This window comes from Pseudomonas sp. CFBP13508 (assembly GCF_005233515.1).
GTDB classification, from domain to species: domain Bacteria; phylum Pseudomonadota; class Gammaproteobacteria; order Pseudomonadales; family Pseudomonadaceae; genus Aquipseudomonas; species Aquipseudomonas mercuritolerans.
Genome location: NZ_QFZZ01000013.1, coordinates 64,827 through 84,409 on the forward strand (window position 1 = coordinate 64,827; position 19,583 = coordinate 84,409).

Below are 19,583 nucleotides of genomic sequence, written 5' to 3' on the forward strand. Positions count from 1 at the left end.
GTACATTTCCATCCTTGACGATCATTAACCGGCAGCTCAGTCTGCCGGTTCTGTTTTTTCTCGCGGAGGTGGTCGATGCCCTTTTTCACGGTTGACGGACAAGCACTGCACTACATTGATCAAGGCACCGGCCCGGCCGTGTTGCTGGCCGGCAGCTACCTGTGGGACCAGGCGATGTGGGCGCCGCAGATCGCCGCGCTGACCCCGCACTATCGCGTCATTGCCTTGGATCTGTGGGGGCATGGCGAGTCCGGCAAGTTGCCTGAAGGCACCACATCGCTGGACGACATTGCCCGTCAGGCACAGGCCTTGCTCGATCACCTCGATATCGACCGCGTGACTCTGGTCGGGCTGTCGGTCGGCGGCATGTGGGGCGCGCGCCTGGCACTGTCCGCGCCGCCACGTGTCAGCGGTCTGGTGCTGATGGACACCTACGTCGGCGTCGAGCCGGAACCGACCCGGCAGTATTACTTCTCGTTGTTCAAGCAGATCGAAGACAGCGGCAGCATCTCCGAACAACTGCTCGACATCGTCGTACCGATCTTCTTCCGCCCGGGTATCGACCCGCACTCGGCGCTGTATCAGGGCTTCCGCGCAAAACTGCAGGGCTATTCGCCCGAGCGTCTGCGCGAAAGCATCGTACCGATGGGACGCATCACGTTTGGCCGCGACGATCTGTTGCCACGCCTGGGCGAGCTGAACCCGGCGACGACGCTGGTGCTGTGCGGCGATCAGGACAAACCACGGCCACCGTCGGAAGCACGGGAAATGGCTGAATTGATCGGTTGCCCGTGCGTGCTGGTACCGGAGGCGGGGCATATCTCCAATCTGGAGAATCCCGGGTTTGTCACTGAGGCACTGCTGGCGTTTCTGGCCGAGCGCAACCGCTAGACCGAGTGAGCTTCATTCGCGAGCAGGCTCGCTCCCACAGTTAATCGCATTCCATTGTGGGAGCGAGCCTGCTCGCGAAGGGGCCTCTCAGGGCACCATACAATCGCGAGTGTGAAACTCATCTACAAGAGCATTTGATAAGGGAATGACGTGCAACAGTTCTGGTGGCGTGACCTCAAGGATCTCGAGGACAAGTGGGTTGGGTTGAGTATTGAGGTCAACCGACCGAAATCAAGCAAACCGCTGCTTCATCTGCAAAGTGGCAACAACGGGCGGATGAAGTTGATGCTCAATGGAAGCCCACTCTTCTGGGCGACCATTGCCACCTCATATTACGGTGCTTGGCTGGTTCGCAATCCGAGGCCCGTTCAACTGGAATCGTCACCCGTGCCACCCATCGATTCGGCCGACGTCCAGGAGCACTTTGAATTACCCGTCGAAGAGCGCTTCCCGCGCTGGTGTCGCTATTTCATCAACCAGTTGATGAACAATCAGGCGGACTTTCTCTATCCCGGCCACTGGGTGGCGCGCCCTTTATTGCCAGCAGTCAGCCGATACAAACCCGTTGCCGGTCCGGATGGCTGGTATTTTTCCACCCCGGCCGAGGCGTCCAGCCATCTGCCCAACTGGTACGCGCGCGGCGAGGGCATTCTCGACAACGTGCAACCGCACACCGTGCATTGGCTTGATTGGGGTTTGGGGCACTTGATCGGGCTGCACACGGTGGACCCTTTCGCAGGTCGCCTCAAATGGTGGCGCAAAAAAGCCAGGGAGGACAGCTTGCCGCCGATCCTGCTCTGGTATGTGGGCGGAATTTGTTCTTACGTGGTCATCGATGGACATTACCGATTGCAGGCCGCGCTCGATGAAGGTGTCAAACCTGATTTCATTGTCCTGAGCTCGACCAAAGCCCAGCAAATCAAACCATGCGAAGCAACGCAACAACGCGTGTTCAGTTCGTTGATGTTGCAAAACGCGAGAAACCCCAAGTTCAACGTTCACACATTCAATCAGGCGCTGATCAATACGTTTGACGACCGTCCCTGGCATTGGGCGGGGACGCACGCTTGGGCCGGTATTCCTTCAGACCAAGCGTGGTGCGCTGAGGTGACAAGCTTTCTCACGGAACAGGGAAACACCGAGCACTTGCAGGACATTATCGAGCGGTGTGAGTACTGACAGACCCGCATCGGTCAGTGCTTGTGAAGGCTACTTAGGCCCGAGAATCTTCACCAGCTTGTCCGGCGATGGCGCGCCTTGCTGCTGTTGCAGTTCGCCTTTGTCATCCATATAGAAAATCGCCGGGGTGGCCTGGAGTTCGAGGTCTTCCATCAACTGCATGTTGGCCGCGAGTTTGTTTTGCACGGCGACCGGAATGTCTTTCAAGGCCTTGAGCGCGCTGCCCTTGCCGGCCTTTTCGTGATCTTCCAGGGCCTTGGCCGGGTCTTTCGCCGCCAGCAGCGCGGCTGATTTGCCCGGGCTGTCTTCGCGGATGATGCCGACCATGATGTGGCGCAACTGCACTTTGCCGGCCTTGACCCATGGCCGTGCCTGTTCCCAGAACATGTTGCAGTACGGGCAGTTCGGATCGCTGAACAGGTACACCGTGCGCGGTGCATCCTTGTTGCCGTCCTGAATCCAGTTGCTCGCCTCGAACTTGCCCCAGACTTCCTTGGACATCGGCGCGTAGACCAGTTTCTGCAACGGCTCGCTGCTCAGGTCCTTGCCGTCGGCGTCGTACAGGTTACCCACCACGACGTGTTTGCCGTCCGGGGTCAGGTACAGCGCCATGCCGCGGTTCTGGTATTGCGCCGCGTACCCGCGCAGGCCATCGGGGGCGTCGAACTGGCCGACGATTTTCGCGCCCTTGGCTTCGATCTTTTTGATTGCGGCGGGCAGTTCTTCAGCAGCCTGCACCGACGGCAAGTGCAGCAGGGCAGTGCCCAGGGTCAGCGTCAGCAGGTGGCGGAGGCGGGGCATGGCAGTTTCCTTGCAGAGTTGGCCGGGGCAACGGCCTGATTCGGGCTTGAAGGCGAAGTGTCGAAGGTTTCCAGGGCGCGGGCGAGGCTGGCGTTCGACAGTTCACCGAGGTGACTGGTCAGCAAGCGACCGTCCGGGCTATAGAACAGCGTAGTCGGTAACGCCATGGAACCCACGGCCTGACCGAGACGGCCGCGGCGGTCGAACAGCACGTTGTTCAGGCTCAGGCCCTGGGTTTCCAGGAACGTCGCCACGCTTTGCATGCTCTCGGCCTGATTGACGAACAGAAATGTCAGGTCAGGACGCTGTTGCTGGGCATTCTCCAGCACCGGCATTTCTCGCCGGCACGGCGGGCACCAAGTCGCCCACAGGTTGATCACCAGCGGCCCGCCCTGATACTCACTGAGCTTGATGGTTTCGCCAGCGGCGTTGCGCAGGGATATATCCGGCAGGCGAGTACCCTGTTCGTAGATATTCAGCGACAGGGTGGCAAGCAGCCAGAACGCCACGCCGCTGACCACACCGAAACCCAACGGTCGACGCAAAGCGGGCCGGCGCCAGCCGCGATACAACGCCGCCAGCAGCAGCACGATCACTCCGGGCCAGGCGAGGAAACCACCGTCGCGCAGATCGATGATCTGCCACGGGTCATTGCGATAGTGCGACCAGTACAGCGCGACAAACGCAACGCGCGCCGCGAGCATGCCCAGCAAAAACAGGCTGAACAGCGCTGACTCGGGGTTATCTCCGCCGCGCTTGGCCACTCGCCAGCCGACAAATGTCGCCAGCGCCAGAGCACTGATCAGCAGCAGGTGGTTGAGCGCGATGGCGAAGGTGCCGAGGGTGAACGTCAGCATCAGTTGGCGTCTCGGGTGGCGGACCAGCGTTGCAGGAAGGTGTCGGCATCGACCTCGCCGGTGATGCGCTGGCTGCGGCGTTCTTCGCCGTCAGCGCCGATCCAGATGAACGTCGGTGGCCCCGGCACTTTATAGCGACTGAGCAGCTCGCGGCTGGCAGGGTTGTCGGCGGTCACATCCAGGCGCAGCAGGCGCACGTCGCTCAGGGTCTGCATGACCTTGGCCTCACCGAAGACCTTCTTTTCCATGACTTTGCACGACACACACCAGTCGGCGTAGTAATCGAGCAGCACCCACTGACCCTGGGCCTTGGCCGCGTCGAGTTCACGTTGCAGGGCGGCCGGTTCCTTGATTGTGCTGAAGGCATCGTGACCCGTCGGCGCCGCGCTGGCGACAGGGCCGGCGCTGTAGACCTGCAAAGGCTGATACGGATCCTCGCTGCCGCCCGCCGCACCGATCACCAACAAGCTGCCCCACAAACCGAGCAACAAGGACAGGGCGCCGAACATCTGCGCGACGCGGCCAAACCCTGCGGATTGTTTCCAGGCGCTGTAAGCGGCGATCAACAGCAAGGCGCCACACAGTCCCAGCCACAACGACGGATCCAGTACCGGGCGCAGCATCAACAATGCAGTGGCAAGAAAGAGGAAGCCGAATATGCCCTTGAGCAGATTCATCCACGCGCCGGGTTTCGGCAGGAAACGGTTGCCCACGGTGACCAGCAGCAACAGCGGCACACCGATGCCGATGCCCAGTGCAAACAGAATCAGACCGCCGTGCAACGCGTTACCGCTTTGCGCGATGTACAGCAGCGCGCCGGCCAGTGGCGCGGTCATGCATGGCCCGACCAACAGACCGGACAACGCGCCCAGCACCCCGGCGCCGATCAGGCTGCCGCCGCTGCGGCTGCGCGACGCATGTTCAAGGCGATCACGCAGGGCCACCGGCAGTTGCAGCTCGAAGAAGCCGAACATTGGCAATGCCAGCACCACGAAAATGGCGGCAAATGCGCCGAGCAACCAAGGGTTTTGCAACCACGCCTGCAGGTTCGCACCGAGCAGCGCAGCAATCACACCCATCGCCGCATAGACCAGCGCCATGCAGATCACGTAGCTGCTGGCCAAGGCAAAGCCGCGCCGCGGTGTGGCGCCACTGCCGACAATCATCCCGGCCAGAATCGGCAGCATCGGCAGTGAGCACGGGGTAAACGCCAACAGCAGGCCAAGTCCGAAGAACACCAGCAGGCTCCAGCCCAGCGCTCGTTGTTGCAGGCTGCTGGCCAACGCCTGATCCGGCGCTTCACCGCCCGTTGTTGCTGCGGCTTTGCCACCCAGGTCGATCACCCGGGTCTGCGGTGGATAGCACAGGCCGGCATCGGCACAGCCCTGATAACTGACCTTGATCTGCCCGCTGGCCGCCTCCGGGATTTTCACTTCCAGGCCTTGGCGATACACCGGCTGCTCGCCGAAGAACTCATCGCTGTGGGATTCGCCTTCAGGCAGCACCGGCTGCTGGTCGGCGGCCAGTCCGTCGAATTTCAAACGTTTCTGATAGAGGTAGTAGCCGTCGGTGATCTGCCAGAACAGCTGGGTTTCGCCCGACTCCAGACGCTCGGAGGTCAGTACGAATGCCTTGTCGACGGGTAAAAAGTCCGGCTTGGACTCGAACGGATTGTTTCCGGCCTGAGCCAGACCGGAAATCAATAAAGCCAACAGAAGAAAAAAATGACGCATGGAGGAGCCTTGTCCCTGTGCAAGTGAGGTGCAGGATGGGCGGCGGCGATTAACCGATAATTAACCCTATCCTACTAGCCTCGCCGGGATTGACCAATCAGCCGCGCAGCAGGCCGGGCCAGTTATCGTCATTGATGGTTCGGGGGCCGGACACCAGTCGGTCGGACTGAATGTTGTAGGTCAAATACTCATTGTTGGTAAGGAAGATGTACCAGTAACTGTCTGCGAGTGTTCGGTCATTCTGTGCAGCGGTAATAATTCGGTCTTTATAGGGTTTCAGCGCGCCCAGTTGATATTCGCCGAAACGGTTGCGTGTCACGGTCTTGGCCTTGAAGTTGAACGATAGATAGTGCCCGTCATTGAGAATGAATCGGAACAGAAAGGGGTGGCCGGTAAGTTGAAACCAGGTGCCAGCGATGATCTTGTCAAAGTATGGAAGAATCGGCTTCCACGCTGAGTCGGCTACTTTGTAGAAGGCGGCAACTTTATCCTTGTCCTGATCATACTTGCACACCATCGGGGTTGTTCCCTGATAGAAGAACAACCATGCAATATCCTCGTCACTTCCGGCATTCCAGCCGAACGAAGTGGTGGTCAAACCGAAGCGCAGATCCTTTGTATAGGGATCGAAAGTATCCCAGCTGCCTGCAGTGGAGGCTGGGTAATTTGCCGATACGCTATTGCTTCCCAGATCAAAGCGCGAATAAGTGTCGGTGTCCTTGAAGAAAAAATAAATTCGATCAGGACCCGAGCGCCAATCTATCGCGACGAAGTGATTCAAGTTGCTCATGTTTCAAGTTCCTTTTGAATGTGGTTTTGAAGTTGTAGGGCGAAACTAAATGAACTCATGTTTTCGATAAAGTCTGGATGTGTTTCTGGATCGGTAGCCCGAATTGGCAATAGTTTGACTGTATGCTTGGCATCCGCTGCTGAACATGACAATTCGCGATGCTCGTGCAGCTTCCCGAACTCGACATGTACCGCCATAATTGCGCCTTAATCCTCGCCTGCTTCACTCGCGTTTTTATTCATGGAGCCTCCATGCACGTACTGGTTTGCGAAGACGATGAGCTGATCGCCAGCGGCATCGTTGCCGGGCTTACGGCTCAGGGCCTGACCGTCGAGCACGTCAACACCGCGTCGAAAGCGCGGGCGATGCTCAAGGTTGCTGAATTCGACGTGATGGTGCTCGATCTCGGCCTGCCCGACGAAGACGGCCTCAAGTTGCTGCAACAGCTGCGGCAGAGCGGCCTGGAGATTCCCGTGCTGATCCTCACCGCCCGTGATTCGGTGACTGATCGAGTCGACGGCTTGCAGGCCGGCGCCGACGACTACCTGCTCAAGCCTTTCGACCTGCGCGAACTGTTCGCTCGCCTGCAAACCCTGTTGCGCCGGGTGGCCGGGCGCAGCGTCAATCTGATCGAACACGGCGCGCTCACCTACGACCCGAGCAGCCGCGAAACCCGACTCGCCGGGCAGCCGGTGGACCTGTCGCGCCGCGAGCAGTCTCTGTTGCAGGCATTGCTGCACAATCGCGGCCGGGTGCTGTCGACCGAGCAATTGAAGGACAGCGTCTACGGCTTCAACGACGAGCTGGAAAGCAACGCACTGAACGTGCATATCCATCATCTACGCAGCAAGCTTGGCAAAGGCATTGTCGAAACCGTGCGTGGTCTGGGCTATCGCCTCGGGCCTGCCGATGGCGGAGAGCAAGGCAAGTGATGAGTCTGCGCCTGCGCCTGAGCCTGACGCTCGGCGCCGCCTTCGCGTTGATCTGGGCGCTGGCGGCGGCATGGATGCTCAGCGATCTGCGCAATCAGATGATGTTTTCCCTCGACCAGCGTCTGGTTGCCTCCGCGCGTATGGTCGCTGGTTTGCTCGAGCAATTGCCGACCCTGCCGAGCAAGGGCGAGGGTACCCACTTCAGCGCCGAACAGCTGAACATTCCCGGCGGGATGGCCTGTCAGGTCAGCTCATTGCGCGGCGAAATCCTTGCCCGTAGCCACAACAATCCCGAACAAGCGCTGGAAGCGGAAAAAATGGGCTTCCACGATCAGATGATCGACGGCGCACCGTGGCGCAGTTTCACCCTGGCCCGGGGCGATGTGCGCATCACTACGGCGGATCGGCAGATCGAACGCGAAGCCTTGAACATGTCGATTCTGCTCGCCGCTTCGGTGCCGGTCGGTGTGGCCTTGCTGGGTTGCCTGTGCCTGCTGTGGCTGGGCATCGGCCAGGGTCTTGCACCACTCAATCGCCTGCGTGAGGCGCTGATGCGGCGCAATGCCGATTCCCTTGAGCCATTGCAGTTGCAGGCCTTTCCCAGCGAATTGAAGCCGTTGCTGGAAACCCAGAATCAATTGTTCCAGCGCATCGGCAAGACCATCGAGCGTGAACGTCGCTTGACCGGTGACGCCGCGCATGAACTGCGCAGTCCGCTGACGGCGATCAAGACCCACCTGCAAGTCGCGCGCATGACCGACGGCAGTGCCCGCGATCAATCGCTGGCCCGCGCCGAGGAGGGCGCCGATCGCCTGCACCGCACCCTTGAACAGTTGCTGCTGCTGGCGCGGGTCGAAGGCAGCCTGTCGTTCGATGACGGCTCGCAATGCAGCGCCGAGCAAGTGGCCCGACTGGCGATCCAGGACGCCACCGGCGGTGAACGGCTGCGGATCAGACTGCACGTGCCGGACGACCTGTCCGCCGCGCCGCTGCAAATGCCCGCCGTGCTGGCGATTGCTGCACTGCGCAACCTGCTCGACAACGCCCTGCGCCATACGCCTGAAGATTGTGCGGTCGAGGTCAATCTCGAAAGCATCGGCAACCGCGTGCGTTTTGTCGTGCGTGACCATGGCCCGGGGATTGCGCCGGATGACTTGCAGCATCTGACCCAGCGCTTCTGGCGCAACGGCCAGAGCACCGGTTGCGGCTTGGGGCTGGCGATTGTCCAGGCGATCGTCCAGCGCTGTGACTGCGCCCTGCATTTCGACAGCCGCGCGGATGGCTTGCGGGTCGAGCTGACCATGCCGTTGCAACCCCTCTGATCGCACCTCAGATCCCCTGTGGAAGCGAGCCTGCTCGCGAATGCGGTAAGTCATTCAACATCGACGTTGACTGGCCTGACGCTTTCGCGAGCAGGCTCGCTCCCACAAAAGAACATGTTCTGGCACATCAAATGTAACTTCTCGGCGTTGGCTATCCGTGAGGGTTGGGGCTAAGGTCAACGCAGCTTTGACTCAATGGATTGAGGGAACTGCGCCATGGAAGCACCCGTCTGCATACGTTCGGCCACCTTGGCCGACTCCGGCATCATCAATCGTATCGTCGAGCGTTCGATCCGCGTCGGATGCGCACTCGATCACCGCAATGATCCGCTGCTCGTCAGTCACTGGCTCGGTCGCTCCTGCGTCGACCTCATCAGTAGCCGTCTCGCCGACCCGCACTTCTATCTTTGTACCGCTTCGTTCGAAGACAAACCGGTTGGTGTGGGCATGGCCCGGGCCAATGGCGAAATCCTGCTGTGTTACGTCCAGCCTGAATCCTTCCGCCGAGGCGTCGGTCGGGCGCTGATGCACAATCTCGAGGGTTGGTTGCGGGTTCGCGGTGCGCGCAATGTTCATCTCAACAGCACCCGCACCGCCGAGGCATTCTATCGGCATCTGGGTTACCGACAAACCGCGCCACCCGGCCTCTCCAACGGCTTGCAGACCGTGCCGCTGCACAAACCTTTGTCCTTATCGGCCTGACAACTCGATCAGGGGTGTAAATCCGCACCGCGCTGAAGCGTTTCCAGAACAGGAAACCTGCAAGTGCGCCCCGCGACCGGAACGCGCATCTGTCGGTGTGCTGTTTTGGTCAATATTCATAGCGAATTGAGGGGTCGAGAGATGTCAGTCGCCACCAGTCTTATCGAAGCGTCATCGGCCCGGGTCGCCTCGGCGCCGGCAGAAACCTTGTACGAATTCAACGAATCCCCGTTGCTGGCGCGGCAGAGCCGGCAGGAGTCCAATGCGCGCAGCTATCCTCGGCGTATTCCGCTGGCGCTCAAGCGTGCCAAGGGCCTGTATGTCGAGGATGTTGAAGGACGTACATTCATCGACTGCCTGGCTGGAGCCGGCACGCTGGCGCTGGGGCATAACCACCCGGTGGTGATCGAGGCGATCCAGCAAGTGCTGGCCGACGAGTTGCCGCTGCACACCCTCGACCTGACTACGCCGGTCAAGGATCAATTCGTCCAGGACCTGTTCGGGCTGCTGCCGACAGAGCTGGCGGCGCAGGCGAAAATCCAGTTTTGTGGCCCGACCGGCACCGACGCCGTGGAAGCAGCGCTGAAACTGGTACGCACCGCAACCGGGCGCAGCACCGTGCTGTCATTTTCCGGCGGTTATCACGGCATGAGTCAGGGGGCGTTGAGCCTGATGGGCAGCCTGGGGCCGAAAAAACCATTGGGTGCGTTGCTCAGCAACGGCGTGCAGTTCATGCCTTTTCCCTACGATTACCGTTGCCCGTTCGGTCTCGGCGGCGCAGCGGGCGTCAATGCCAATCTGAGTTATCTGGAAAACCTGCTCAACGATCCCGAGGCTGGTGTGCAATTGCCGGCGGCGGTGATTGTCGAGGCGGTGCAGGGCGAGGGCGGCGTGATACCGGCGGACATCGAGTGGTTGCGCGGCTTGCGCCGGATCACCGAGAAGGCCGGTGTGGCGTTGATCGTTGATGAGATCCAGAGCGGTTTCGCCCGTACCGGCAAGATGTTTGCCTTTGAACACGCGGGCATCGTTCCGGATGTGGTTGTACTGTCCAAAGCCATCGGTGGCAGCCTGCCGTTGGCGGTGGTGGTTTACCGCGACTGGCTCGACACCTGGCAACCCGGCGCCCATGCCGGCACGTTCCGTGGCAATCAGATGGCCATGGCCGCCGGTTCAGCGGTGATGCGCTATCTGGTGGAGCACAAGGTTTGCGAGCACGCCGCCGCCATGGGTGATCGACTCAGCGAGCATCTGCACATCCTGCAACGCGACTTCCCGCAGCTGGGCGATATTCGTGGGCGTGGCCTGATGCTCGGCGTTGAACTGGTCGACCCGAACGGCGCGCCCGACGCGCTCGGTCATCCGCCAGCGTTTGCGCGTCTGGCGCCGCTGGTCCAGCGTGAGTGCCTCAAGCGTGGGCTGATTCTGGAACTGGGCGGTCGCCATGGCGCGGTGGTGCGCTTCCTGCCGCCGCTGGTGATCACTGCCGCGGAAATCGACCGGGTGGCAGAGATCTTCGGTCGCGCATTGGCCGCTGCCAGCGCCGCGCTGTAAATTTTTCCGCGCGGCGAACGTTCTTTCTACATACCCGGCTGCATTCTTTGTGCAGCCGCCCTTACAACGATGGAGAACCAGCATGACGTCAGTATTCGACCGCGAGGACATCCTCTTTCAGGTCGTGGTCAACCACGAAGAGCAATACTCGATCTGGCCCGATTACAAAGCTGTGCCGCAAGGCTGGCGCACCGTGGGCAAGAGCGGCCTGAAAAAGGAATGCCTGGCCTATATCGAAGAAGTCTGGACCGACATGCGCCCGTTGAGCCTGCGCCAGAAGATGGATGCGCAAGTCCCGGCGCAATAAGCGACCGGACAAAAAGAACCCGCTGGACCAGTGATGGTCAGCGGGTTTTTCATGTCTGGAGAGTGACGTTGTGGGCGCAGGCCTCTTCGCGAGCAGGCTCGCTCCCACAATTGAAATGCGATCCCCTGTGGGAGCGAGCCTGCTCGCGAAGAACGATAACGCGGATTTACTGGAACTACGCTCCGCTCAACCCCTTGAGCAACAAATCCACATTCCCCTCCAGCTCCGCCAGCGGATCCGCCGCATCGGTACTCAACACCACCAGGCGGCTGCCGGATTCGGCAATCGCTGCTTTCACCGGCTCCGCTGGCTGGCGATGGTGTAGCACCACCGCCACGTCATTGTCCTTGAGCGTCGCTGTCAGCTTCTTCAACTCCTCTGGCGTCCACTCTGCATCAGGACGCGCGTCCTGTCCGGCCAGTTCAAGATTGAGGCTGCCAATCAGATAGCCGAAGTGATCGCTCAGGCTCATCACGCTCAGGTTGTCCGCTTCGGCCAGACGCGCTTCGGTGTCCGCGCTGAGTTTCAGCAAACGCTGTTTCAACGCCGCCAGGTTGGCTTCGATTGCAGGCTTGGCGCTCGGCGCCAGGCGCACCAGGTCTGCGGCCATCACATCGGCCATGCGCCCCATGTTGTTGCTCGCCAGCCATGGCTGACTGTTCAGGCCATCAACCTGCAGGCCCGGCTGCACGGCGATGCCGGGCAGGGCACCGTCGACCGGGCGCGCAGCGTCGACTTCGACGATACGGATATTGCTGCGCCGCGCGATCGGGTACAGCGGATCATCGGCCCACAGCGAACGCAGGCCGATTACCGCGTCCGCGTCGGTGGCCAGTTTGCTCAGCGCCGGAGCGCCACGGCCGGTGAAATACGCAGTCTGACGGCTGCCGGGCAGGTTGGCCGGCGCCGCGCGTTCGAGGTTGACGTTTGTGCCCTTGAGCAATGCTTCGCCCAATCCATAGGTGATCGGTAACGAGGCCAGAACGCGCAACGGTTTCGCAGTTTCAGCCGCCATCAACGGAGTGCAGACCACGCCATACAGGGCCATGGCCAGAGTCAGGTTACGCAATGAAAAAGCCATTTATCCAAGGTTCCCTTTCAGGCTGGGGACGACGCCGCGCGCAATGGCGGCGAGGGCGAAAGCGATGCCGGCGACCAGAATGATCGCGGCGCCGGACGGGATCGGCAGATCGAATACGATCGGCGCAAGAATCCCGCACAGGGTGCTGACGGTAGCGATCAGCACCGAGCACCAGAAAAACCCTTTCAGCGACTGACTGAGCAAGCGCGCCGCTGCCGCAGGAATCACCAGCAAGGCACCGACCAGAATCGCGCCAATCACCTTCACTGCCGCGACGGTGATCAAGGTCACCAGGATCACGAACAGGTAATCCAGGGTCTTCACCGCTACGCCACGCACCGCCGCCAGTTGCGGATTGAAACTGGCGAGCATGATGCGGTTGTACAGCGGCAGGGCGAGGGCCATGACCAGCGAACCGACGATGGCCAGCACTGCCAGATCATTGCCGTTGACGGTCAATACCGAACCGAACAGCACGTTTTCCAGAATGTGCACGTTGATCTTGCCGGCGAGAATCAGCAGCAGGCTCGCGCCCAGTGCCAGTGACACCGAGAGAAACACGCCGATCAGCGTATCCGGTGCCAGTCCGGTGCGGTTGCGCAAGTAATTGAGCAGGATGCCGAACAGCAGGCAGTAACCGAACAGGCTGCCGTACGGGCCGGTGTAGGGTTCGCCGAGCAGAATGCCGATGGCGACACCGGTCAACGCGGCATGGCCGACTGCTTCGGAAAAGAACGCGAAGCGCTTGACCACCACCAGCGTGCCGAGCCCGCCCAGCACCGGGCCGATCAGCAGGCCGGCGAGCAGCGCATTGACCACAAAACCGTAGGCCAGCGCTTCCGGCAGATAACCGGAAGACGCCCAACCCTGGACCATCAAACGAAAGGCTTCGTAGCTCATCAGACCGCGCTCCGTGGATGGGTGGAAAACAGCGTCAGCAGACGTTCCGGAGTCAGCGCCTGTTGCGGTGTGGCATCGAACAGCACGCGGCGGTTGAGACCGGTAACCCGATCGGCCAGCCGACCCACCGCCTCCAGGTCATGTTCGATCCACAACACCGTGATGCCCGCCGCGCGCCAGTCAGTCAGCAGACGTTCGAACACCTGAATCCCGGCTTCATCGAGGGCCGACATCGGCTCGTCAAGCACCAGCAATTGCGGCGCCGGAATCAAGCCCTGCGCGAGCAGCACCCGCTGCCGCTCGCCGCCGGACAGCGCGCCCATGCGGCGCTTGCGCTTGTCCTGCATGCCGACCCGCTCCAGCGCTTCGCCGATGGCGCCGGCATAGTGTTTGCTCAAGCCGAGAAAGGCCGGACGGCGTTGACACATGGCGGCCATGAAATCGTCGACGGTCATCGGCAAGCCGCGATCGAACTCCAGCGCCTGCGGGACGTAACCAATGGTGCCGGGCTCGCCGGGCCAGTGCAGACTGAGCTGGCCCTGATGCGGCATCTGCCCGAGCAGGGTCTTGATCAGCGAACTCTTGCCACCGCCGTTGGGGCCGACCAGCGCATGCACGCTGCCGGGCTGCACCTGGAAGCTGACCTTGTCGAGAATCGTCGTGCGCCCCAAGGTCAGGCTGATATCCGCAAACTCCAGCGCCGGCCCGGTTTTCCCCTGTGGGAGCGAGCCTGCTCGCGAATGCGGAGTGTCATTCAGTGAAGATGTTGCCTGATCCGGCGCCTTCGCGAGCAGGCTCGCTCCCACCGGGTTATTGGTGTTGTCAGGGATCAGTGTTTCTTTCGACGTCATGCCCCCGACTCCTGAATCGCCCGCACCACGGTGTTGAGGTTGCCGGTCATTTCCTTTTCGTACTTGTCGGCGGTGTATTCGCCGTAGGAAATGTGCGACAGCGGGTACAGCTTCACCCCGGATTCGCGCTGGATGGTGTCGACGTAGCTGGACGGGAAATCCATCTCCGAGAAGATCACTTTCACGTCGAGTTCACGCAACTGGTCGATGGTCTTTTTCAGCTGACTCGGGCTTGGTTCGATGCCGTGGGCGGGCTCGACCACGGCCGTCACTTCCAGACCGAATTCACGCAACAGATAGTCGTAAGCCGCATGCACCGTGGCCACGCGCAGTTCTGCGTTGGGTGCCTGGGTCAGTTTGGCCAAAGCGTCGGCGCGCATTTGCCGCAGGCGTTTGCCGTAGGCGCGGGCGTTTTGCGTGTAGGTCTTGGCGTTGTCCGGATCGATCTTGCCCAGCTCGCGGGCGATGTTGTTGACCTGGGCGATGGAGGCGCTGATCGACAGGAACGTGTGCGGGTTGACCACTTTGCCGGCGCCGCGCGCAGCGACACCGGTGGCCGCCAGCAATGGCACGTTCTCGTTGGCTTCGATGGTTTTGACGTTGGGTGTTTCGCTGGCGGCGATCATCCGGTCGGCGAAGTCGTCATGGCCGACGCCGTTGAGCACGATCACGTCCAGTCCGCTGATGCGCTTGATGTCTTCGGCGCGCGGTTCGTAGGCGTGCGGATTGAAGCCCGCAGGAATCAGCGGCACCACTTCTGCCTTGTCGCCGACGATGTTGGCGACGTAGCTGTAATACGGATGCAGAGTGATGCCGATACGCAGGCGTTTGCCTTGCTCGGCGCTGGCCAACGGGCTCAGCAGGCAGGCGCACAGGCCAAGCAGAAACAGGCGTAACAATGGACGGCGAGGAGATGAAATGGACATGGGCAAGCAGTCTTCTCTCGGATAAAGGCGAGGAATCAATGGCGATGTTCGCGGGTAACCCCGGCATCGAATTGCGCGACGATCTGTTTCCAGCCAGCGGCGGACAGCGCGGCGTCGGACAGATCCCCAGCAGGCGCGGGATCGGCGCTGCGGTTCAGCCAGATGTCCGGCGCCGCGTTGGCGTCAGTGCCGACACGCATCAGAAACGAGCCGGCGACGTCAGGCGTCGCACTCCGACCGAAATAGGCGCGATCGGCGAACATCTGCCATGCGTGACCGCCACGGCTGACCGAACTGGCATCCTGCGCGAACGGCGCAAAGCCTTCTTCGGCGAGCATTTGTGGTGTCGGCAGGGCTTGTTGCTCTTCGCGCAGCAAGCGGATTTCGTCGAGAGTCACTCGCAGGTCGGCATAGATGCCTTGCTCTGCGGCGCTGAGATCGCGGCGGGCGTCGTACTGGTTGCTCGCGACCGGCTCCGGTTCATGGGAAACCCCGCGCCACGCCACCACCGAGCCGGCGACCGCGAGGATCAGCAGGCACAACAGCAGCACATTGAGGGTTTCATGGCCGGCGCCGGCCGGGCGTACCACTTGCGTCGTCGGGCTACTCATGGGGCTTCGATATCCGCCTGGTCGATTTCCACCACGTGGCCTGGGCCGGCGTCGAACAGCACATAGAACTCACTGCCGGGCTTCTTGAACGTCAGCGTCGAGTCATCACCCAATTTGCCCGGCACCAGAATGGTTTCGTCGTAGCCGATCACGTCGAGGGTCACCCCCGGCGCGCCGCTGCCGTCGGAGAAACCGCCGGTGCATTTGATCTGTTCGGCATCGATGGCTTTGCATTCGCACATCGGGTTGTGCGCCAGGGCGCCGGCACTGAAACCGGCGCTCAGCAGCAGCGCGGCGCTGGCGAGCAAACGGGTATGAAGGGGTGAGCGAGTCATGGTTTGGCTCCTTGTTTGTTCAGCCACGCGACCGTGGCGGGGGAGGCTTGGCTCAGGGGAATCGCGGCCTGGTGCATGCTGCCGTCCCAGCCTTCCATGGTGATCCACAGCTCGGCGTCAGGTTTGGTCTTTGCCGGGATCGGCATTTGCGTGCCCATGCGATACGGGGTGCCGAAGAAGATCGTGCCGGCGGCGCGCAGGCTCCGCGGTTTGCCGATGCGCAGGTAAGTGGCCTTGACCTGTTCGACGCAGGTATCACAAACGGCGGCAGTGAAATCCTTCATATAGCCGGCCGGCCCGCTCAGGTGCGGCGCCTCCTCACGCAGCTCGGCCAGGCGCAGGCTCCACGGGCCGACCTGAACGGTGCCTATTTCCCGTTGGCCCAGGCCACTGTCGCCGCGAAACAGCGAGGCATCGGCAAAGTATTTCGGCATGAAGCCCAGCGGGATCAGCAACAGCAGGACATTGATGTGGAAACGCCACTTGTGCCAGAAACGCGACAGGCGCGAGGGCGGTGTGACCGAGATGGCTTTGTTCACAGGCTCGCCTCCGAAGGTTCACGGCGCAGCGCCGGCTGGGCGGTGACGCGGTTTTTCTTGTCCTCGCGTTTCAGCGCATTGGCGGTGGCCAACGCGGTGCGCTTGGTCCAGATCAGCAGGCCGCTGAGGATCATCATGCTCAGCAACAGACCGAAGAAGAACCAGATCAGCTTGATCCAGATACCGCCGAAGTCGCCGGTGTGCAGCGGGCGCATGGACTCGGTGACGAATTCCAGCGAGGAGCGGTCGGACAGCAAGCGTGAGGAGGCCATCTCGCCGTTATACGGATTGAGAGTCGCGGTCTGGTACATCAGCGGATACCAGCCACGGCCGCTGACGCTCATGTGCGAGTAGGCGTTGCCCGGCAGGTTGACGTAACTGGCCTCCAGCCCGGGAATCTTCTGCTGGGCGATTTCGATGGCGCGGTCCAGGCTGATGCGCGGCGGCGGGGTGCCAGCGGCCGAAATCGGCACGCTTTCGCGGGACATCGCCGGAATGATCGGCTCGCTGGAAATTGAAATCTGGTTATCGAAAAGGAAAGCCTTGATCAGGAACCAGATGCCGGTGATGGAAATCACCGCGATGAACCAGATCGACCAGATGCCGCACAGGCGATGGAAGTCGCCCCAGAAGATCCGCGCGCCATGGCGCACGCGCAGGGTCGGGCGCAGAAAGCCTTTCCAGAAGCGCTTGTAGACCACCAGCCCGGTAATCAGCGACACCAGCATCGGCACGCCGAGCAACGACACCAGATACCAGCCCCAGCTATAGCCATTGGTGAACGGCACCAGCCACCAGCCATGCAGGGCGCGGGTAAAGGCCTTGAAATCGAAGGCCGGCGCGGTGCCCTGGATGACCCCGGTGTACGGATTGACATAGACCGTCAACGAGCGCCCGTCGGGGTAGCTGACTTCGACGTCGAGGGCAAAGTGCGACTCGTCCGGACGATTGATGCTCTGCACCAGGGTTTGCGGCTCGGCTTGTTTGATCGCGGCGAGAATCTGGTCATAGCTCAGTCGCGGTGCGTCGTCCGACGGCTGACTGGCGCGCATTTGCGGGTTGGCCAGCCAGACAATCTCCTGGCTGACCACCGCCAGCGTGCCGGTGACACACACGATCAACACAAAGAACCAGATCGGCAACGCCAGCCAGCTATGCACCAGGAACCACAGTTTGGAACGGGATTTCTTCGACATGATTGCGCGTCTTGATTGCGGTGGAAGGGGCCGGGCTACGGGCTTCGCAGCACTGAACTCCCCGGGAGGCCGTTCGTGGCTTTTGCCTACGCGAACGGCCTGCATTCCTATAAGACGGATGAGCGAAGAAAATCCCGAAAGCGGATATGAAAGTAAATGTTTCGCAATTACATCGGCGGTGGATTTTTTACCGGTCGATTCGAGGCAAAAAGCCCTCAGCCTTGGCTGAACATTTCCATCGCCCGCTGGCGAATCTGCTCTTCGCTCAGATCCTCCTTGTGGGTGGCGAGAAACCACAGATGGCCGAACGGATCTCTCAAGGTACCGCTGCGGTCACCGTAAAACTGGTCTTTGACCTCGGAAACGCTTTGCGCCCCGGCATCCAGCGCTTGTTGAAAGGACTGGTCGACATCGGTGACATACAGGTGCAAGCCGATCGACACCGCCTGCTGCGGATTGCTCAGCGGCCCTTGATCGCAAGGCGTGCCGAGCATGATCGCGCTGTCGCCGATGCGCAGCTCGGCGTGGCCGATGTTGCCGTCGGGCATGGTCAGGCGCATGACTTCGCTGGCATTGAAGGCTTTCTTGTAGAACTCGATGGCCTCGGCAGCCTGTTGGATGCCGAGATACGGGGTAATGCTGTGATACCCCTCGGGAATGGGTTTGACACTCATGACGTTCTCCCTGTTTTTGTTTTCAACAGATGTGGTTACACCGGATTTACCCGGAGCAATCACTATAGAACCGTACTTACTGCACAGATTTTCCGCCGACGAGCAGGAATCATCACTCATCGCGAAAGTGCGGGCCTGGGCCTCGGTCACCGAGGATGTCGCCTTTATTGCGTAACGGACACGCCTCCATGGACAGACAGCCGCAGCCGATGCACCCGGTGAGCTGATCGCGCATCAACGTAAGTTGCCTGATCCTTTCATCGAGCTCGCGCTGCCATTGTTCAGACAGCATTTTCCAGTCCGCCGACGACGGCGCGCGATCCTGCGGCAGGATTTTCAGCGCTTCGCCGATCTCCGCCAGCGGTATCCCCAGCCGTTGCGCGACTTTGATCAACGCCACCCGGCGCAGGACGGCGCGCGGATAACGGCGCTGGTTGCCGGCATTGCGTTCACTCTTGATCAAACCTTTGGCTTCATAAAAGTGCAGCGCCGTGACCGCGACGCCACTGCGCGCCGCAACCTCACCCACGGTGAGAGGCTTGTGCACCTGCTCCTTGCTGATCATGCTGAAAATGCTCTTGACCTTGACTTAACTAGAGGTTTTACCCTGCAGCTCTTCGGGTCGCAAGGCTCGCTTCAAGATGAGTGGGGCTTTCCATGAGCAATCGCAGCTTTACCCAATTGATCGAATTCGAAATCGAACCCCGCCAGCAAGCGGCGCTGGTCTCGGCATTGGCCACGCAGACCGAGCGGCTGGCCCAGCGTTACGACGGCTTCCTCAGCGCCAGCGTGCAGGCCAGCGACGACGGCCGCCGCGTGTTGAGCTTTTTGCAGTGGCAAAGTCGCGAAGCGGGGGAGGCGGCATTTCACAGTTTCGAAAGCGGGGAGCAGGATTTCTGGCAATTGATCCGCACTCATCGGGCGAAAACCGTGACCTTCAATTCGTTCCAGGTGCACAGCAGCATTGCCCGTAGCCACGACGACGCGCTGCACTGCCGTCTGCCGGTCAGCCAGTATTAGCGCAAAGCTGATAGCCACTATTGAGAGCGTTGATTTCTGCGCGAGCGAGCCGGGGCGTAGCCTTTCTTCATCGACCCCACATTGCTCGCCAGGACGCTCCCATGAACCGTTTACTGACTGTTTCGCTGATGCTCGCTGTTTCCGTACTCGCCGGTTGTGCCGGCCATGTTTCGCCAGAACTGCGCCCTTACACCGCTGAAGAGTCCCGCGAACTGGCGCTGGAAGCGCTGAACCGCAGCGGCTTGTCGTTCGACGAATACCACGCGAAAAAAGCTCAATTGCTCGGCCAGCCGCAGAAGACTTTCGGCTTCGATCAACAGGGTGAGATGAGCGCCGAACGTGCCATACAGCTGCACGGCCGTCCAAGCTGAAAGCAAACTGT

General features: G+C 60.9%; 23 protein-coding genes and 1 pseudogene. 9 read left to right on the forward strand and 15 right to left on the reverse strand.

All coding sequences use genetic code 11. The features are described 5' to 3' along the window. Positions 1 to 75 precede the first annotated feature (75 nt). Both PspCFBP13508_RS25970 and PspCFBP13508_RS25975 read left to right on the forward strand, forming a co-directional pair. Positions 76 to 891, forward strand: a complete 816-nt coding sequence (locus tag PspCFBP13508_RS25970) for an alpha/beta fold hydrolase (protein WP_137216167.1) — start codon at positions 76 to 78, stop codon at positions 889 to 891. A 150-nt stretch (positions 892 to 1,041) separates the two neighbouring features. After that, positions 1,042 to 2,070: a ParB/Srx family N-terminal domain-containing protein gene (locus PspCFBP13508_RS25975; protein WP_137216168.1), complete on the forward strand. Its 1,029-nt coding sequence runs from the start codon at positions 1,042 to 1,044 to the stop codon at positions 2,068 to 2,070. 30 nt (positions 2,071 to 2,100) lie between these two features. Here the strand turns inward: PspCFBP13508_RS25975 and dsbG are convergent, their stop codons facing one another. The 4 genes from dsbG to PspCFBP13508_RS25995 all read right to left on the reverse strand — a co-directional run bounded on the left by dsbG (position 2,101) and on the right by PspCFBP13508_RS25995 (position 6,251). After that, the gene (gene dsbG / locus PspCFBP13508_RS25980; protein WP_137216169.1) at positions 2,101 to 2,871 is read right to left on the reverse strand and encodes a thiol:disulfide interchange protein DsbG; all 771 of its coding nucleotides are present in this window, start codon (positions 2,869 to 2,871) and stop codon (positions 2,101 to 2,103) included. Beyond that, the gene (locus PspCFBP13508_RS25985; protein ID WP_137216170.1) at positions 2,847 to 3,728 is read right to left on the reverse strand and encodes a TlpA disulfide reductase family protein; all 882 of its coding nucleotides are present in this window, start codon (positions 3,726 to 3,728) and stop codon (positions 2,847 to 2,849) included. Before PspCFBP13508_RS25985 ends, dsbG begins: the two co-directional genes overlap by 25 nt. Then, a complete protein-coding gene (gene dsbD / locus PspCFBP13508_RS25990) occupies positions 3,728 to 5,461 on the reverse strand; it encodes a protein-disulfide reductase DsbD (RefSeq protein ID WP_137216171.1) in 1,734 nt (577 codons plus the stop codon). The genes PspCFBP13508_RS25985 and dsbD overlap by 1 nt, the downstream gene beginning before the upstream one ends. Positions 5,462 to 5,558: 97 nt before the next feature. Beyond that, the gene (locus PspCFBP13508_RS25995) at positions 5,559 to 6,251 is read right to left on the reverse strand and encodes a hypothetical protein (RefSeq protein ID WP_130912587.1); all 693 of its coding nucleotides are present in this window, start codon (positions 6,249 to 6,251) and stop codon (positions 5,559 to 5,561) included. 251 nt (positions 6,252 to 6,502) lie between these two features. On the opposite strand from PspCFBP13508_RS25995, the gene PspCFBP13508_RS26000 reads away from it, so the two are divergent. Both PspCFBP13508_RS26000 and PspCFBP13508_RS26005 read left to right on the forward strand, forming a co-directional pair. After that, a complete protein-coding gene (locus tag PspCFBP13508_RS26000; RefSeq protein WP_042607836.1) occupies positions 6,503 to 7,183 on the forward strand; it encodes a response regulator in 681 nt (226 codons plus the stop codon). Further along, positions 7,183 to 8,505, forward strand: a complete 1,323-nt coding sequence (locus tag PspCFBP13508_RS26005; protein ID WP_130912588.1) for an ATP-binding protein — start codon at positions 7,183 to 7,185, stop codon at positions 8,503 to 8,505. The genes PspCFBP13508_RS26000 and PspCFBP13508_RS26005 overlap by 1 nt, the downstream gene beginning before the upstream one ends. Positions 8,506 to 8,521: 16 nt before the next feature. Here PspCFBP13508_RS26005 and PspCFBP13508_RS27745 read toward each other — a convergent pair. Continuing rightward, positions 8,522 to 8,611 (reverse strand): annotated as a pseudogene (locus PspCFBP13508_RS27745) (metal ABC transporter ATP-binding protein); the annotation flags it as partial. A 110-nt stretch (positions 8,612 to 8,721) separates the two neighbouring features. On the opposite strand from PspCFBP13508_RS27745, the gene PspCFBP13508_RS26010 reads away from it, so the two are divergent. From PspCFBP13508_RS26010 to PspCFBP13508_RS26020, 3 genes are all read left to right on the forward strand, one after another. Then, a complete protein-coding gene (locus tag PspCFBP13508_RS26010) occupies positions 8,722 to 9,207 on the forward strand; it encodes a GNAT family N-acetyltransferase (protein WP_130912589.1) in 486 nt (161 codons plus the stop codon). A gap of 141 nt (positions 9,208 to 9,348) precedes the next feature. Further along, positions 9,349 to 10,761, forward strand: coding sequence for an aspartate aminotransferase family protein (locus PspCFBP13508_RS26015; protein WP_137216172.1), 1,413 nt, complete (start codon positions 9,349 to 9,351; stop codon positions 10,759 to 10,761). Between the two features lie 82 nt (positions 10,762 to 10,843). Further along, a complete protein-coding gene (locus PspCFBP13508_RS26020; protein WP_137216173.1) occupies positions 10,844 to 11,068 on the forward strand; it encodes an MbtH family protein in 225 nt (74 codons plus the stop codon). 175 nt (positions 11,069 to 11,243) lie between these two features. Here PspCFBP13508_RS26020 and PspCFBP13508_RS26025 read toward each other — a convergent pair whose 3' ends face one another. The 10 genes from PspCFBP13508_RS26025 to soxR all read right to left on the reverse strand — a co-directional run bounded on the left by PspCFBP13508_RS26025 (position 11,244) and on the right by soxR (position 18,746). Then, positions 11,244 to 12,149, reverse strand: a complete 906-nt coding sequence (locus PspCFBP13508_RS26025) for a zinc ABC transporter substrate-binding protein (protein WP_137216174.1) — start codon at positions 12,147 to 12,149, stop codon at positions 11,244 to 11,246. Continuing rightward, on the reverse strand, positions 12,150 to 13,049 hold the full coding sequence (locus PspCFBP13508_RS26030) for a metal ABC transporter permease (protein WP_007917717.1): 900 nt from the start codon (positions 13,047 to 13,049) through the stop codon (positions 12,150 to 12,152). Continuing rightward, positions 13,049 to 13,900 (reverse strand): metal ABC transporter ATP-binding protein, encoded by an 852-nt coding sequence (locus tag PspCFBP13508_RS26035; protein WP_137216175.1) that lies wholly within the window; start codon positions 13,898 to 13,900, stop codon positions 13,049 to 13,051. The genes PspCFBP13508_RS26030 and PspCFBP13508_RS26035 overlap by 1 nt, the downstream gene beginning before the upstream one ends. Continuing rightward, positions 13,897 to 14,826 (reverse strand): metal ABC transporter substrate-binding protein, encoded by a 930-nt coding sequence (locus PspCFBP13508_RS26040; RefSeq protein ID WP_056788579.1) that lies wholly within the window; start codon positions 14,824 to 14,826, stop codon positions 13,897 to 13,899. The genes PspCFBP13508_RS26035 and PspCFBP13508_RS26040 overlap by 4 nt, the downstream gene beginning before the upstream one ends. Positions 14,827 to 14,861: 35 nt before the next feature. Beyond that, on the reverse strand, positions 14,862 to 15,437 hold the full coding sequence (locus PspCFBP13508_RS26045; protein WP_137216176.1) for a DUF6162 family protein: 576 nt from the start codon (positions 15,435 to 15,437) through the stop codon (positions 14,862 to 14,864). Then, positions 15,434 to 15,772 carry a hypothetical protein gene (locus PspCFBP13508_RS26050; RefSeq protein ID WP_125917368.1) on the reverse strand — a complete coding sequence of 113 codons (339 nt, stop codon included), beginning with the start codon at positions 15,770 to 15,772 and terminating at the stop codon, positions 15,434 to 15,436. Before PspCFBP13508_RS26050 ends, PspCFBP13508_RS26045 begins: the two co-directional genes overlap by 4 nt. Next, complete coding sequence (locus PspCFBP13508_RS26055; RefSeq protein ID WP_064361579.1) at positions 15,769 to 16,311, reverse strand: hypothetical protein; 543 nt, start codon at positions 16,309 to 16,311, stop codon at positions 15,769 to 15,771. The genes PspCFBP13508_RS26050 and PspCFBP13508_RS26055 overlap by 4 nt, the downstream gene beginning before the upstream one ends. Next, on the reverse strand, positions 16,308 to 17,507 hold the full coding sequence (locus PspCFBP13508_RS26060; RefSeq protein ID WP_130912597.1) for a PepSY domain-containing protein: 1,200 nt from the start codon (positions 17,505 to 17,507) through the stop codon (positions 16,308 to 16,310). The genes PspCFBP13508_RS26055 and PspCFBP13508_RS26060 overlap by 4 nt, the downstream gene beginning before the upstream one ends. Before the next feature lie 215 nt (positions 17,508 to 17,722). After that, complete coding sequence (locus PspCFBP13508_RS26065) at positions 17,723 to 18,181, reverse strand: VOC family protein (protein ID WP_095182163.1); 459 nt, start codon at positions 18,179 to 18,181, stop codon at positions 17,723 to 17,725. A gap of 112 nt (positions 18,182 to 18,293) precedes the next feature. Then, positions 18,294 to 18,746, reverse strand: a complete 453-nt coding sequence (gene soxR, locus PspCFBP13508_RS26070) for a redox-sensitive transcriptional activator SoxR (protein ID WP_137216177.1) — start codon at positions 18,744 to 18,746, stop codon at positions 18,294 to 18,296. A 92-nt stretch (positions 18,747 to 18,838) separates the two neighbouring features. On the opposite strand from soxR, the gene PspCFBP13508_RS26075 reads away from it, so the two are divergent. Continuing rightward, on the forward strand, positions 18,839 to 19,201 hold the full coding sequence (locus PspCFBP13508_RS26075; protein WP_137216178.1) for an antibiotic biosynthesis monooxygenase: 363 nt from the start codon (positions 18,839 to 18,841) through the stop codon (positions 19,199 to 19,201). Between the two features lie 101 nt (positions 19,202 to 19,302). Next, positions 19,303 to 19,572, forward strand: a complete 270-nt coding sequence (locus tag PspCFBP13508_RS26080; protein ID WP_016770723.1) for a hypothetical protein — start codon at positions 19,303 to 19,305, stop codon at positions 19,570 to 19,572. Positions 19,573 to 19,583: the final 11 nt, after the last annotated feature.